13 protein-coding genes and 1 tRNA gene are annotated in these 14,450 nt (G+C 35.7%); 2 read left to right on the forward strand and 12 right to left on the reverse strand.

What is annotated here, in order from left to right; all coding sequences use genetic code 11:
- Positions 1 to 19: 19 nt before the first annotated feature.
- The 12 genes from SO785_RS07780 to SO785_RS07835 form a co-directional block, all read right to left on the reverse strand.
- On the reverse strand, positions 20 to 673 hold the full coding sequence (locus SO785_RS07780; RefSeq protein WP_011254070.1) for a hydrolase: 654 nt from the start codon (positions 671 to 673) through the stop codon (positions 20 to 22).
- Positions 673 to 1,986 carry a C1 family peptidase gene (locus SO785_RS07785; RefSeq protein ID WP_011254069.1) on the reverse strand — a complete coding sequence of 438 codons (1,314 nt, stop codon included), beginning with the start codon at positions 1,984 to 1,986 and terminating at the stop codon, positions 673 to 675. The genes SO785_RS07780 and SO785_RS07785 overlap by 1 nt, the downstream gene beginning before the upstream one ends.
- A 73-nt stretch (positions 1,987 to 2,059) precedes the next feature.
- Positions 2,060 to 2,132, reverse strand: a tRNA-Thr gene (locus SO785_RS07790).
- A gap of 57 nt (positions 2,133 to 2,189) precedes the next feature.
- Positions 2,190 to 2,546, reverse strand: coding sequence for a hypothetical protein (locus SO785_RS07795; RefSeq protein WP_021874011.1), 357 nt, complete (start codon positions 2,544 to 2,546; stop codon positions 2,190 to 2,192).
- Positions 2,547 to 2,653: 107 nt separating this feature from the next.
- Positions 2,654 to 3,916 (reverse strand): tyrosine--tRNA ligase, encoded by a 1,263-nt coding sequence (tyrS, locus tag SO785_RS07800; RefSeq protein ID WP_003548823.1) that lies wholly within the window; start codon positions 3,914 to 3,916, stop codon positions 2,654 to 2,656.
- A 253-nt stretch (positions 3,917 to 4,169) separates the two neighbouring features.
- A complete protein-coding gene (locus tag SO785_RS07805; protein ID WP_011254068.1) occupies positions 4,170 to 5,561 on the reverse strand; it encodes a fibronectin type III domain-containing protein in 1,392 nt (463 codons plus the stop codon).
- A 100-nt stretch (positions 5,562 to 5,661) separates the two neighbouring features.
- The gene (locus SO785_RS07810; RefSeq protein WP_003548819.1) at positions 5,662 to 8,652 is read right to left on the reverse strand and encodes an LTA synthase family protein; all 2,991 of its coding nucleotides are present in this window, start codon (positions 8,650 to 8,652) and stop codon (positions 5,662 to 5,664) included.
- Between the two features lie 42 nt (positions 8,653 to 8,694).
- Positions 8,695 to 9,312, reverse strand: a complete 618-nt coding sequence (locus SO785_RS07815; RefSeq protein WP_003548818.1) for a glycerol-3-phosphate acyltransferase — start codon at positions 9,310 to 9,312, stop codon at positions 8,695 to 8,697.
- Positions 9,312 to 10,415 (reverse strand): LCP family glycopolymer transferase, encoded by a 1,104-nt coding sequence (locus SO785_RS07820; protein WP_003548816.1) that lies wholly within the window; start codon positions 10,413 to 10,415, stop codon positions 9,312 to 9,314. Before SO785_RS07820 ends, SO785_RS07815 begins: the two co-directional genes overlap by 1 nt.
- 100 nt (positions 10,416 to 10,515) lie before the next feature.
- Positions 10,516 to 11,076, reverse strand: a complete 561-nt coding sequence (locus SO785_RS07825; protein ID WP_003548814.1) for an aldose epimerase family protein — start codon at positions 11,074 to 11,076, stop codon at positions 10,516 to 10,518.
- Positions 11,077 to 11,139: 63 nt separating this feature from the next.
- The gene (gene pcp, locus SO785_RS07830; RefSeq protein WP_003548812.1) at positions 11,140 to 11,742 is read right to left on the reverse strand and encodes a pyroglutamyl-peptidase I; all 603 of its coding nucleotides are present in this window, start codon (positions 11,740 to 11,742) and stop codon (positions 11,140 to 11,142) included.
- 214 nt (positions 11,743 to 11,956) lie between these two features.
- Positions 11,957 to 12,649 carry a 2,3-diphosphoglycerate-dependent phosphoglycerate mutase gene (locus tag SO785_RS07835; RefSeq protein ID WP_003548802.1) on the reverse strand — a complete coding sequence of 231 codons (693 nt, stop codon included), beginning with the start codon at positions 12,647 to 12,649 and terminating at the stop codon, positions 11,957 to 11,959.
- A gap of 165 nt (positions 12,650 to 12,814) precedes the next feature.
- On the opposite strand from SO785_RS07835, the gene SO785_RS07840 reads away from it, so the two are divergent.
- Both SO785_RS07840 and SO785_RS07845 read left to right on the forward strand, forming a co-directional pair.
- Positions 12,815 to 13,576 (forward strand): DUF6612 family protein, encoded by a 762-nt coding sequence (locus tag SO785_RS07840; protein ID WP_003548800.1) that lies wholly within the window; start codon positions 12,815 to 12,817, stop codon positions 13,574 to 13,576.
- A gap of 74 nt (positions 13,577 to 13,650) precedes the next feature.
- Complete coding sequence (locus tag SO785_RS07845; protein WP_003548799.1) at positions 13,651 to 14,445, forward strand: hypothetical protein; 795 nt, start codon at positions 13,651 to 13,653, stop codon at positions 14,443 to 14,445.
- The last annotated feature ends 5 nt before the right edge of the window (positions 14,446 to 14,450 follow it).

A 14,450-nucleotide genomic window follows, 5' to 3' on the forward strand; every position in this document is an offset into this window, starting at 1 on the left:
TATACTTATTAAACTTTTTTCATACATTCCATTCATTCATGAACTCTTGAACGAAATTATGCATATATTCTGTTCGACGATTAGCTTCTTTTTTCATTGCAGGCGTATTCATTGTATCAGCTAAATGAAAAAGCTTCTCATAAAAGTGATTAATCGTTGTCTCAACATGATTACGATATTGATCATGACTAACCAACTTCTCCGGTTTAATTTCTGGATCATAAATCTTATTGCCATGCTTGCCGCCATAAGTAAACGCACGGGCAATTCCCATAGCACCTAAGCTTTCTAACCGATCGGCATCTTGCACATATTGTCCTGAAAGAGGCAAATGATAATGATGCTCAATATTAGCCGAAAAAGACATGTGCTGAATAGTAAACAAAATATCCCAAACTTCTAAATCAGTAAATCCAACTTCAGGAAGTAATTCCTTTATTTCAGCAATTACTTTATCTGGATTGTCACAGACTTTTTCATCAATTGTGTCGTGTAAATATCCACCACTTTTAATAATTGCAACCATCCGACTATCTGCATGTGCATCTGGATGATCTTCGAGATACATCTTGCTAGCCAGATTTGCGACACGCTGACCATGATAAAAGTCATGACCAGTTTTTTCATCTTTTAAATGTTTTTTGGTAAATTCAACAACTGCATCAATATTCATTATGCCATTGAGTCCCATGCTTCTACTGGTGTTGCTTCGCCTTCCCAGATCTTAATTAATTTTTCTGGTACATATTGCTTTTTTACAACCACCTTGAATAAGTATTCATTAAACCACTCATCATTCATGACAAAGTAGCCCTTTTCACCGACCTTACTGCCCCATGAATTTTCAACCTTCCATTGTTGAGGCTGTCCGTCTACAACGTCAACTCCCACTAAAGTCATGGCATGCGTTGAGCCTGAAGCACCAGTTTGTAATCTTTCTTTTTTATTTAACTTAGTTTCAATATCAAAAATTAAATCTGTTTGGTAAAGACCCTTAGACAAGATACCTTTTTGACGATCACTCTCTTTACCAACATCACAACCAAACCAAATAGTTTCACCAGCTTCAAGCTGCTTAATAGCCGCTTCTTTTAAATTATCAATTTCTGTATTCAAAAATTGTACTGGTGTGCCGCCTTCAACATTATCTTCAAATGGAAGAGCATAAAGCTTATCAAATTCATGATCAGGTGCATTAAACAAAACAATGTAATCATCTAGATCATCAGTGAAATAATTGTGGAAGAAGTCTAATGGAGTTAAATTCCCATCAAAATGATAATTGCCATTATCATCTTTAAATTCAAGATCAAATTTTTGAACTGGTTCACCAAATGCAATAACAGCCATTCTATAAACTTCACTCAAAAATTCTTGACGTTTAGTTTCGATTTCATCCATTTTCTTTTCTTGATAAAGTTTACGCAATACTAAACCATCTTCACGCAGTTTCATATTTAAGGCGCTATTAAACGCAGCTGTATTGTTAGCAGTAAAGCTTTCATCTTGTGCATATGTTGGAACTAAACCATACTTTCTAATTAAAGAAACAGCCATAGCCCATTGACCACCATCAGTATCAGGACCTTGCATATAGGTATGAACCGTTCTGTCATCCAGTGGCTTATCCGCAGTATTTAAAATATTATCAAAGAAGATATTGGCTCTTTCTACTCTATCCCAGAAGAATAGATAATTTTGTGAAAAAGTAAAATTCTTAGCATTTTGCTTTTTAGCAAAGCCATGGCGAAGCGTATTCAATGCTGCAAATAACCAGCAGCGACCCGATTGTTTTTGATCAGTTACATTATCTGTGGGAATTTCAATAGAAAATGTACGATTTAGCTTTCTAACCCCCTCATTATTAAAGCTGGCCTTTTGTACACCATTATTCACTACTGCAAGTTCAGCAACACGATTTCTAGGTTGCTTCTCATATTCTTGTTGAAATTTGGCAATTTCTGCCATTGTCAGCTTGTGTTTCATTGATTTTCCTTTCTCGTCAAAAATCATTCTGTACTAATTGTCATCATTTTAGCCTATTTTAAGCATGAAAAAAAGCCGCTTCCCAGGTTTGAACTGGGAACCTCCTCCTTACCACGGCGGTGCTCTACCTATTGAGCTAAAGCGGCGAATATATTGTATCAAAAAAGGCGAAGACATTCATTACGAAAATCTTTGCCTTACTATTAGTTTTTAACAATATCCTTTGCGTTAAGCCATCTATTTTTACTAATAAGGATTATTTTCTTCTTATTAATTTTTTTAACAGCTTTAACGATAAACGTTGAGCCCATTTTAACCTTATGCTTTGTTTTTTTAGCATATTGATTATAAACAGGTACCGTTTGCTTTTGAGTATCTTTTATGACTACAAAAATTTTGTCGCCTTTTTTAATGACGGGATTAGTTGGAGCAGTTTGAGACATACCTAAATTAGGTGCACGACCTGAGGTAGCATGGACTATGCCTACATTAATACACACTGCACTTAAGCTAATTATTAAAAGCGAAATGACCTTTAATGGGGTTTTAGAATTCTGCATTTTACTAACCTCTTCCTATGCTCATTCCCTTCTCAATTCAACTATAGCATGTTTAACTTAATATAAAAAGAGACTGAATTACTTCAGTCTCTTAATCATTAAGTCAATTATTTAATTGTAACAAGTGTGTACTTTCTCTTACCCTTACGGATAATTACATACTTACCGTCAAATGCACTTGATGGATCAACTTCAAAGTCTACGCTTTGTTCACGATCCCCATTAACGTAAATGGCACCATTCTTTACATCTTCACGAGCTTGACGCTTAGATGGTTCGATCTTAGTATCAACCAAGAAATCAACGATATTTTTCTTTTCACTACCTGCTTCAGCACTTGGAGCATTCTTCAAACCTTGTTCGATCTGTGTTACTGACAAATTCTTAATATCACCTGAGAATAAAGCATCAGTAATCATTTGAGCTTCCTTCAAGCCTTCTTCGCCGTGAACAAACTTAGTAACTTCTTCAGCAAGCTTCTTTTGTGCTGCACGCTTCCAAGGTTCCTTTTCAGTCTTTTCAGCCAAATCTTCAATTTCTTCGTGACTAAGGAAAGTGAAGTACTTAAGATACTTAACAACATCACGGTCATCTTGATTAATCCAGAATTGGTAGAATTCGTAAGGACTAGTCTTTTCTGGATCAAGCCATACGGCACCACCAGCTGATTTACCAAACTTAGTACCATCTGCCTTAAGCATCAATGGGATAGTTAATCCAAATGCAGGACGATCTGAACCTTCAAGCTTGTGGATCAAGTCGATACCCGCAGTAATGTTACCCCATTGGTCACCACCACCGATTTGTAATTGAACACCATCATCCTTGTTCAAATGGTAGAAGTCGATAGCTTGTAAAATTTGGTAAGTAAATTCTGTAAATGAAATACCATTTTCAAGACGACTAGCAACAACATCCTTATTAATCATGTTGTTAACTTGGAAGTACTTACCGTAATCACGTAAGAAGTCGATCAAATTGATCTTACCAAGCCACTCTGCGTTGTTTCTAATTTCGAAGTTTTCAGTACCAAATAACTTCTTCATTTGGTTAGTTAAACTTTCTTCGTTATGCTTAACTTGTTCAGCAGTTTGAAGAACACGTTCAGTTGTACGACCTGATGGGTCACCAATAGCACCAGTACCACCACCGATCAAGATTACTGGATGGTAACCAGCCATTTGGAATCTCTTCAAAATCATGAATGGAATAAGGTGACCGATATGAAGTGAATCACCAGTTGGGTCAGTACCACAGTAAAGAGCTAAATCATCATGTTCAGCTAAGTACTTTCTCAAACCTTCTTCATCAGTTTCTTGATTAATAGCGCCGCGCCATTTTAAGTCTTCTAAAATATCAAATTTTGCCATATTTTCCCCCAATAAAAAACGTCCCTTGAGAAAAAATCTCAAGGGACGACTAATTATCTTCTTTAGCCGTGGTACCACCCACGTTCATGCCTATTTGGCATCTCAAAATAGTTGATAAAGAAACTACCCTATCAGTATTTCGTCAAAATCGACCTGCCTAGCTCACACCTAACCGCTAGTTCTCTGAACACTGAATCGATTTACTACTTGTGTTAATAATGATCTTAACTAGAAAAACGTATTTAGTCAACTGCTATTTCAAGAAAACTTCCTTTACAGTTGACCATGGACCTTCTTCTTTACCGTTTAAGGCTTGCAACTTTAATTCATAAGTTTTATTTCTAGTAATGCCAGTAACTGCGTTAGAATCTTGATCAGTAACTTCATAATACCACTTGTTCGTTCCTTTTTGACGATATGCTACACGATAACTTTGAGCAGTATCAATCTTAGTCCAAGAAACGTGAATATTGTGATAAGTATTATCAGCTTGAGCATTTAATTCAACTGCGCCTGGAACTCCATTAGCAGGAGCATAATAAGTGTGTTCTACAATCTTAGTCCATGCACCAAAGTAATTATCTGTTTCTGGATTACCATATCTGATGTAGTTTGGATTACTTACACCACGTGCAACAAATTCATAAGTTTGACCATTAACCAATTTTCTACCAATTTGGACTGGAATTTCATGACCATTCACTTTCAGATAACGCGTAGCAGAAGCCGTACTTACTTTTGTAGTATTACTACTTGAGCTGAATGGTGCAAATTTTGATCCTTTTTCGCGCCATGCAAGTTCGTAAGTTTTAGCGTGAAGTGCATCCCTCAAGCTAGCAACTACTCCATCTTTAGTATCTTTCAAAGATTCAATTTCAGTATCTGCTGGCACCATGCGAGTATCAGGAACTGCAGTTAATTGGAAGTTATAAAGCCCACGTGTGCTTACACTAAAGTAATAAGTACCTTTAGCTAAATACCAGCTTTGACTAGCAGATTTATTGCCTTTACTACTGAAAGTCTCTGGATAAAGTATAGTATTATCACCAACAGGATTATTATCACTAAACATGGTTATGCCCATCTTACTGAAAATATTACCATTTCCTAGTTGATAAATCGGGGCATTAGTCATCTTCATTGTCACCATTTGTGGTGAGTCAATAGTAAAGCGATAGTAGTCAATGCCGTCGTAATCATACATTGCACCCATCGCTTTAATCTTTTGACCCACTTTAATCTCTCTTGCTCTAAGACTACTGTTGTCGTTATTCTTCTTAGTTTCAACATAAGTTTCTAAGTTCTTACGTATCTTAGTCAAACGAGTATAAGCAGTTTTCACATTAGTATTCTTTGAACTAGTCAAATAGTATGTACCCTTACGCAAGTAATATGTATTTTTATCTTTACCATAAGGAATACATGTCCATTCCATACTATTTTTTAATGTAATATCACTATTAGTAACCACTCTACCAGCTGCAGGCAAACGTAATTTATAAATTCTGCCTTTAGCTACATAGTTGCTTTTATTGATATTAAAACTAGTTGTATTTTTTGGATTGTACGTCCCAGCTTGCACAGTTGTGGCAGAAATGCCCAACATTGCAGCACCAGCAAGTGCCATTGTCATTATTTTTTTCATTTTGTTCACCTACATTAAAATCATTTTTTACTTATGCTTATTTTATCATTTACTCAAACAAAAAGGGACTAAAGCAAAATTGCTTTAATCCCTTTTAATTTTAGTTGTTTAACTTATAGAAGCCTTTAGCCTTCAAACCATAAGCTTGACCAGCGGTCATATCGTATTGAACCATTTCGTAATCGTTCAAAAGTGCTTGTTGTTCTGAAGTCAACTTCTTAGGATCTACAAAGTGACCCTTTTGGTCAACTAATTGGAAGCCTTTATCACCATTAAAGTTAATAGTAATTGCAGGAAGCTTCTTGTGTACTTCAGTCAAAAGTGCTTGGTAAGGAGTTACCTTACTATTAGTTTGTTCAAGCATCATAGCAGTGAAGTCACTTGTGTTGACGTAGTTAGTGTTGTCAGTCAACTTACTCTTAGCACCATGTTCTCTTGCATACTTGTTTGAGTAAATGAAGTAACGAGTTGAGTGCATTTGAACAGGATACTTAGCAGTATAGTTTTGTGACAAAATACTTGGATAGTGATCACCATAAAATACTACTGTAATAGGTTTCTTAATCTTATCGATTTGACCGATAAACTTCTTAACAGCCTTGTCAGTATATTGGGTACCCTTTACGTAAGTTGCCATTTGTTCACGAACAGCAGCAGTGTTAAAGAGTTCACCAGAGATCTTACCCATGTATTCATTATTTGGATACCAGTTGTTATATGGCATGTGGTTTTGAATTGAGATCAAGTTAATGAATTGACCACCCTTCATGCTATTAATTTGCTTCAAACCATTAGCATAAGTAGTGAAATCAGAGTTATAAGTACTCTTACCTAACTTCTTTTGATCAATGATCTTGTATTTAGAACCAAGGTAAACAAATTTATTAAACTTAAATCTCTTGTAGTCTTCTACTCTTGAGTAGTAAGTACCGATGAATGGGTGAACAGCTGATTTGTAGCTGAAGTCCATACCAATAGTTGGGTAGAAGTCGTAATTTGGCACGATTTGAACATATGGTGTCAAAGTAGACTTGAACATACCCATATTAAATCCGGTTAAAGTTTCCCATTCCATGTTGGCAGTACCACCACCATAACCAGCACTAAGCATGCTGCCGTATGTGGCACGTTTTTGCATTGATTGGATAAACTTAACTGGGTTTGGTGCCTTTGGATCAATCTTAACTGTTGGGAAAGTATATGGATCAACAAAACTTTCACTCAAGTTATAAACAATGGTTTGATCCTTTAAAGTATTCTTTCTAGTCTTGTTAATTTGATCAGCAAGCTTACTATACTTTTGATCTAGATGCTTGATTGTAGATTCTGAATAGTTAGATGGCTTATTCATAATCTGTAAATCAAAGTAGTTCAAGAAATTCAAAAGCGGACCATTGATCTGAATATCACGTTCAGGGTTTCTAAATGATTGCTTATTATCAAAACCACGGTTAATGTGGTAAATCATACCACCATCATGGTTAAAGCGAATCGGAGTCATGAATAAGAGCAAACTGAGTAATGCCCAAATTCCACGACGCTTCCATGAACCTTTCTTCTTAATTGGAAACTTAATTTCAAGAAAGACTGTCAAAGCAATAACAATTACTAATGCAATGGCAATCATAATGATCTTTTGTTGTCCAACCATTGGAAGCAAAGTCTTCCAGTTAACAATTTCATCAATTTCAGTTGGGTAAATTGGTTCACCACGAAGATCAAGTTTGATCTTGTTGGCAATAGCCCAACCAATTGCAATTACACTGACCAGAATTGTTGAAGTCCAGTAGCGTGTTGTAATGAAATAGAAAATTGCAAACATTGCATCAAGGAAGATCGCTGTCAAAATAATGGCAAAGAATCTAGTCCCAAGCAAGAAGATAACTGCATTAATATCAGTTGCTGTAGTAATTTGAATACGTAAATTGTCTGATTCAATCAAGAATGAGGCAAAACTCAAAATGTAGAACCAGCCCCAAGTAAGAAGTCTTACTCTGTTTTCAACAACCCAGGCAGTGAACTTAGCCCAGCTATCTTCCACAATCTCTGCAAGGTTATTATGCTTATCAAAGAAAGCAATTGTCCTTTTAATTGGCTTTATCTTAAACAAATACCGTTCATATAAATAATTCAAGATAAAGGCAACAACCATCATAATGATGATCATCAAAAACTTATTCAAACCAGCACTATTGGTAAAGCGGAATGACTTTACAAAACCGCCAATAACCGGTGCCTCCATAAATATAACTACTGGGATGAAGAAGCGCATTTCTTTAGCACTAAAGCTAACAATGACTTTTCTAAAAATTAAAAATGCAGCGAGAACCATTAAGAATAAAAATGGTGATGTAACGTTGCTTAAAAATCTTGGATTCCAAGAATAAACGCCACTTCTACCTGATAAACGTTGGTACCAATATACCCCGTTAAAACCAGGAACCCCGATAAACATTACAAAGAATGATACAATCCCAGCTGCAATTGACCAACTAAAGACCTTTTTAGGAATTTTAACATTGGCTAAAAACATACCCCATGCAAAATACAAAATAAGGTATACCCCATAAATGGAGTAGTTGAAGATCATCGTACCAGCGTTTGTAGCAAATCCAATTAAAGTTAATGCACTAAGCAATAACAAGTTCTGCTTGGTCGTTATGCGGTATTGTAACTCATACAAGTATGGCTGAGCCAGCATACTGAAAATTAAACCAGCTAGTAATACTGATGTACTAGTTAATACTGGGAAAAATACTCCCCAGAGCTTCCACATATTAAAGCCACCTGGCACCTTAAAGAAGTAAGCCAAGTATAAAAGCACTAGCGTAACTACCGCCATAATCCAGAAGCGGAAGGCTTCAGTTGGATGAACCTTCTTCTTGCTGTATACGGCACCAAAAACCATTGGAACAAGCACCATCGTGCTTCGACCCAACAATCCTGGAATGTATCTCATCAGAGTACTTAATGGTAATCTACCAAAAGTTTTACCCCATGAGAACATTTGCACTAGCATGAAGAATGCTGCTAAAACTAAACAAATAATTTGAGCAACATTTAGTGATTTTTTCTTCTTAATCTCACTCATTTTCCTAGTCTATGTCCTTACTAAAAATTTCATTTTTTGCAATTACTCAGATTTAATCCCTAACTTCTTCTTAATTGAATACAAAATATCGACTCTCTTTCCGTGTCCGGTAAAGAAATCAATGATATCTTGCCAGAATTTATAGACCATAATCAAAGTAATCACCATAAAAACAATTCCTGCTTCTTGGTTTTGCCAAAATTCATAAACACTGAATAAAAGCATAAACACTAAGGGAGGAATCGTCAAATTTTGCATAATTGCAGTTAATATTAAAGCAATTAGCAAAGTAGCTAAACCAGCTCTCCAATCATAAAAAACTGCCACCTGTGCAGAAACTGCGACGCCTTTACCACCTTTAAAGTGATTCCAGATTGGAAAACAGTGTCCCAAAATTAATCCTAGCCCGGCATATGCAATATTAATATGCCCTGGAAAGACAAAATAGACAATAAATAGAGCAATCAAACTTTTAAGCAAATCGCCTAAACAGGTTAAAATACCCCATTTTTTACCAAAAACAGCACCCATATTGGCTGTTCCTGGATTATGTGAACCATATTCAGTAGGATTTATTTTTAAAAATAACTTACCAACAATCATCGCAGTTAAAAAATTACCAAAAACATATCCAATTAGCGTAGCATAAATTCGCGCCATTAATTATCACCTTCTTCGGTGTAATCATAAATATGGTAGGTTTGATTCTTAGTACTCTTAAAACTAAAACCATTTTCTTCATTTCGCTTATTTTGATAAGTTTCATTGTTATTAATGGTTTCTTTCTCTAAGCCTAACTCAGTACGTACTAAATCAGAAATCCGCTGCAATTCTTCTGTTGGTTGAACTTGATAAGCGGCATCATCGATCATCGCATTATAGCCATGAAGATAATCGCTTGATGAACTATTAGCACAACCACGGTAATTAAGCGCAATTTGTTGCAAAGCACTAAATGGCAAATTAGTTCTAACGTTACTTGATACTGAAGTCAGAATTGAATCTAAATTAGTTAAAGAACTTACTGAAACAGCTTTTTTAATTAGCGTTGTAATAACTTGTCTTTGCCGCTCTTGTCTACCATAGTCACCGCGCGGATCATCATAACGCATTCTTGAGTAAGCCAGTGCACCGGCACCACCCATATGGGTTAACTTACCCTTTTTAAAGACATAGCCGCCATACTCAAAGCTAAGCGTTGGTCGAATATTGATCCCGCCAACATAGCGAATCATCTTCATAATTCCACCCATGTTGACAACGGCATAATACTTAATCGGCACATTAATCAAAGCAGAAACGCTGTCCATTGACATTCGAGCTCCGCCAATTTCATAAGCAGCATTGATCTTTTCAGTAGTAAAACTACTGGAGCCAACCATCTGCGCCATTGTATCACGCGGAATAGATACCAACGTATAACGCTTTTTAGCAGGGTTAACTACAGCTAAAATCATGGTATCAGTTCTACCGCGTTTCTCAGTTCTATTTAAAGCCCCTGTGTCTGTTCCCATTAATAGAACCGCAAAACGCTTTTTGCCATTAAATTCACCTGTAGTTTTCACTGCTGTAGCTGGATCATAGGTTTTATCAACTGCATTCTTCGCCTTAAAATAAACAGATGCAAAGTATGTTACTGCCGCAATGACTGCAACTAATAAAATTATCCCTGTAGCCCACGCCCAAATATGTCGATTTTTATATTTATGACTTTGCACTCGAGTACCGCTCGGGTGATTTTCTCTTTCTCTGTTATCCTTCATAAACCATACCTATGCATTAATTCACATTGAGTGTATTATAACAAAAAAGCAAATCATCGCTGACTTGCTTTTTACATCTTATTAAAATCGTTACTTATTTTTACTTCAAAGTCAAGGTCAATTCAAAATTGCGACTTTGTCCCGCTTCTAAATTGAGCTCATCAGTAAAAGCAGTAACCTTTCCATTTTCTTCACTTAATTTAAAATCAGTTGAAGCAACATCAATACCGTGATCTTCGCCATTTAAACTAATTTTATTAATACTGCTTTCGCCTTGCCAAGGAGTTGGCAAAACAAACCCTAATGAAAATGGCAGTTCTTTATGTGAAGAATTCTTTAAATAAAAGGATACCTTAACTTGGTTACCCTCCAAAGCATAAGTAGTCATGACCTCAAAATGATATGGAAAACTTTTATAGCTTTCAGGGGTATCAATCAAAGTTAAACTCACTCGAGTATCGCCTTTATCAACGACAGTCCAAGGCAGCTTGCTGGCCCAGTTGTTGTCTTGATCAATCACTGGAAAAGCAATTGCCATACCCTCTTCAGTCTCTTTTTCGCCAAGATAATCATAATTATCAGCTTCAGATACTAGATGGGCCATCCTGGCCCCATTCTCATCTACAGAGACTTGAAAGAGAGAATTATCAATTGTTTGCATATATATCTCCCAACTTTATTTCCACTGACCAAAATAGCACTTACAAGGGGCAACTGTCAATTTTTAGGCGTCTACTGCCGCCTTAATGGAAGCGGTTAACCCTTTAACCATATAGGATAAACTCATCGAAGGATGCCGTCCATTTTTAACCTGGCTTGGCAAAAATGGAATATGAATAAATCCCGTTTTCAAATTAGGAAATTCATGAACTCGCATGTATTGTAATTCATAAAAAAGATGATTGCACACATAATTACCTGCAGAATTGGAAATTTCACTAGGAACCCCCGCTTTTCTTGTGGCTGTCACCATTTTTTTGATTGGCAACTGAGTGAAATAACCATCAGCACCATCTGCTTCAATTTTGCCTTCTTTTGGTCCTTTACCCGAATTATCAGGAGTTGAACCAGATTGAAAATTAATAGCGATTCGTTCTGGAGTAATTGCTGCACGGCCTCCCGCTTGCCCCACGTTAATAACCATATCTGGCTGATATTTTTCTATTGCATTTTTGACTACTCTGGCACTTTCATAAAAAATAGTCGGCACCTCTAATTTAATAATTTGATGACCATCTATTTCGTCAGGTAACTTTTTTACAGCTTCAATTGCAGGATTAATTTTTTCCCCACCAAAAGGATCAAATCCAGTTATTAAGATTTTCATAATAGGCCTCTTTTCTTAAAAAAAATGGCAGTTTTTCTTTATTTATAATATAATATACTTGTTCCAGAAAATTATGAAATTAAATTATGAAATTATAGTTTTTGGAGCAAGTTGATAAAAAGGACATCCCTTTCGGGGTGTCTTTTTTTGACTAAAAATAAAAGAACTTCGAATAAATCGAAGTTCTTTTTGTGTGAATAACTACTATATTAAATTAGTCGTCCAACTTTTCCTTGTTAACAACATCCAAGTTTTCGTCGAAAGTGTAAACAACTGGTTCACCAGTCTTCATTTCGAGGTCCATGATGTCATCGTCAGAAATGTTTTCAATGTACTTAGTCAAAGCACGAAGTGAGTTACCGTGTGCAGCAATAATTACGTTCTTACCGTCAAGTAAGTCTGGAGCAATGTTATCTTCCCAGAATGGCATTACACGATCCAAAGTTACGTGTAAGTTTTCTGCCTTAGGAACGATGTGTGGATCCAAGTTTGCGTAACGACGGTCATGTGCTTGACTAAATTCGTTGTCATCGTCAATAGCTGGTGGCAAAACATCGTATGAACGACGCCAAATGTGAACTTGTTCATCACCGTACTTTTCAGCAGTAGCCTTCTTGTTCAAGCCTTGAAGAGCACCGTAGTGACGTTCGTTAAGTCTCCAAGTCTTAGTTTCTGGAATCCAAAGTTGGTCACTTTCTTCCAATGCGTAGTGCAAAGTCTTGATAGCACGAGTTAATAATGAAGTGTAAGCTTGATCAAATTCAAGACCGTGTTCCTTGATTAAACGACCAGCCTTCTTAGCTTCTTCAACACCTTTTTCTGAAAGGTTAACGTCAACCCAACCAGTAAATTGGTTTGAAAGGTTCCATTCACTTTGACCGTGACGGATTAAAACTAATTTTGACATGAAATATCTCCTTTTAAATTCAATGTTTCATCCATATTTTACACATTTCACAGTTTTTTTCATAGAGATATGGGCAAAAAAACATCTTTTTTTATTTCTACTTTTTATTTTCTGCTTTTTTGTGCTAACTTATAACAAAAGCATACTAAGAGAAGTGTAAAAATCATGAAAAACAAAAAGAAATATTTTGTAGTTGTTTTGTTTAGTTTATTACTTGTCGCATTAACCGGCTGTTCTTCTAATTCTAATAGTAAAAAGGAAAATACCCTCCCTTCTGCTAAAACAATCCTAACCAATGCACAAAAGACCAAGTTTCAGTCAATGCATGCTACATGGAGTGAAAATAGTAAAAACGAAGTAGTGCAAAAAGCGGAAGCGCAATATGTAAAAGATCCTACAGTTATTTTTGCCAATGTTTCAACTAATTCTAACCATTATCAAATGTGGATTGAAGGAAAAAATAATTACATTCAAATGAAAGGAACTAATTCTAACCATTGGTTCAAAACTAAATTATCTAAAGCAAGTTCATATTCAACTTTAACAGATAGCCTTGGTACTATCCTTACTCCATTTATCGGTACTAGCAAATTATTCAAAGTGCAGCAAACCGGTAATAGTTATGCTCTAAAATACAATGGCAATAGTAAGCAAATTTGGAATGCAATTATTTCTGATTCTGCTGTTACCTCACTAATTGGGATCGATCTAGATGACGTTAAGCCAATTAACAATAATATCCAAATTGATGTTGATAAAAACTATAGCGTTAATGATGTAAAAATCGCTTCAACCTATAAAGATGATGGCAAACAAAAAACTTTCACTATGAAAGTAGACCAAATTGATCAAATTAAAAATTTAACAGTTCCTGCTAGTGTAAAGAAATCAGCTGTTGATTTGGGAACTATTAATAAAAATAATTAATAAACAAACCCGAATCTAGAACCAGATTCGGGCTTTTCGTTATAATAGAAGCTAAAGAGTATAGGAGAAAAAATATGAAACTTAAAAAAGCAATTATCGGTATTTCATTTGCGGCAGTATTTTTACTGAGCGGATGCAGCAGCCAACAAAAAAAGGCAGATCCTGTTTTAAATAAAGATCAAGTTGTTCAAAAAGCAAGAAAAAGTTTTAAGAGTGGACAAGTAATTCAATCTGTTACCTTAGCCACTGATACTTCTAGTCAATCAGCAATTGCCAATACCACTTTTGGCGGTGAATCAACTGTTTACCACATTACTAACCAGACTACTAGTAAGGGTAAGACCTCCTCTAGTGAAGAATGGGTCAACTTAAATAATGTATATATCAATGGTCGCGACACTTGGTATAAGGCTGATCTAGAAAAATTAACCGGTCACTCTTATGCAGAATTAACTGATGCAATTATGAATAATCACTTCATTCTTAATCCAAGTGACAAATTAGTTAAGGCATACAAGATGAAGCGTAATAAACAAACCTACACTTTAAACGCTAAAATAACCGACAAAGCTTTAATGAAAAAAGCTGCATCCCCTATTTTCAATACAGTTGCTCAAAGTGCAAACCAAGCTAAGACTTTTAAGCAAATTCAGAAATACGGTAAATACAAAGATATGACCGTGAAGGCAGTAGTTAAAAATAATCGCCTTTCAACCTTCAATATTTTTGTTAATATGAAGTTAGGTAAGTTAATGACCGTTAAAGTTGGTCAAAGTTATGGCAACTTTGGTAGCCACGACTTCTTAAAGGTACCAACTTCAGCAACTAATGCTAAGCCTTTACCTGCTACAAATAATAAGAAGAAATAACGAGG

The organism is Lactobacillus acidophilus (assembly GCF_034298135.1).
Taxonomy (GTDB): domain Bacteria; phylum Bacillota; class Bacilli; order Lactobacillales; family Lactobacillaceae; genus Lactobacillus; species Lactobacillus acidophilus.

Bases quoted from the DNA above. Each gene is read 5' to 3' on its own strand.
- SO785_RS07780 (WP_011254070.1), bottom strand. From the start codon at position 673: ATGAATATTGATGCAGTTGTTGAATTTACCAAAAAACATTTAAAAGAT.
- SO785_RS07785 (WP_011254069.1), bottom strand. From the start codon at position 1,986: ATGAAACACAAGCTGACAATGGCAGAAATTGCCAAATTTCAACAAGAA.
- SO785_RS07795 (WP_021874011.1), bottom strand. From the start codon at position 2,546: ATGCAGAATTCTAAAACCCCATTAAAGGTCATTTCGCTTTTAATAATT.
- tyrS (WP_003548823.1), bottom strand. From the start codon at position 3,916: ATGGCAAAATTTGATATTTTAGAAGACTTAAAATGGCGCGGCGCTATT.
- SO785_RS07805 (WP_011254068.1), bottom strand. From the start codon at position 5,561: ATGAAAAAAATAATGACAATGGCACTTGCTGGTGCTGCAATGTTGGGC.
- SO785_RS07810 (WP_003548819.1), bottom strand. From the start codon at position 8,652: ATGAGTGAGATTAAGAAGAAAAAATCACTAAATGTTGCTCAAATTATT.
- SO785_RS07815 (WP_003548818.1), bottom strand. From the start codon at position 9,312: ATGGCGCGAATTTATGCTACGCTAATTGGATATGTTTTTGGTAATTTT.
- SO785_RS07820 (WP_003548816.1), bottom strand. From the start codon at position 10,415: ATGAAGGATAACAGAGAAAGAGAAAATCACCCGAGCGGTACTCGAGTG.
- SO785_RS07825 (WP_003548814.1), bottom strand. From the start codon at position 11,076: ATGCAAACAATTGATAATTCTCTCTTTCAAGTCTCTGTAGATGAGAAT.
- pcp (WP_003548812.1), bottom strand. From the start codon at position 11,742: ATGAAAATCTTAATAACTGGATTTGATCCTTTTGGTGGGGAAAAAATT.
- SO785_RS07835 (WP_003548802.1), bottom strand. From the start codon at position 12,649: ATGTCAAAATTAGTTTTAATCCGTCACGGTCAAAGTGAATGGAACCTT.
- SO785_RS07840 (WP_003548800.1), top strand. From the start codon at position 12,815: ATGAAAAACAAAAAGAAATATTTTGTAGTTGTTTTGTTTAGTTTATTA.
- SO785_RS07845 (WP_003548799.1), top strand. From the start codon at position 13,651: ATGAAACTTAAAAAAGCAATTATCGGTATTTCATTTGCGGCAGTATTT.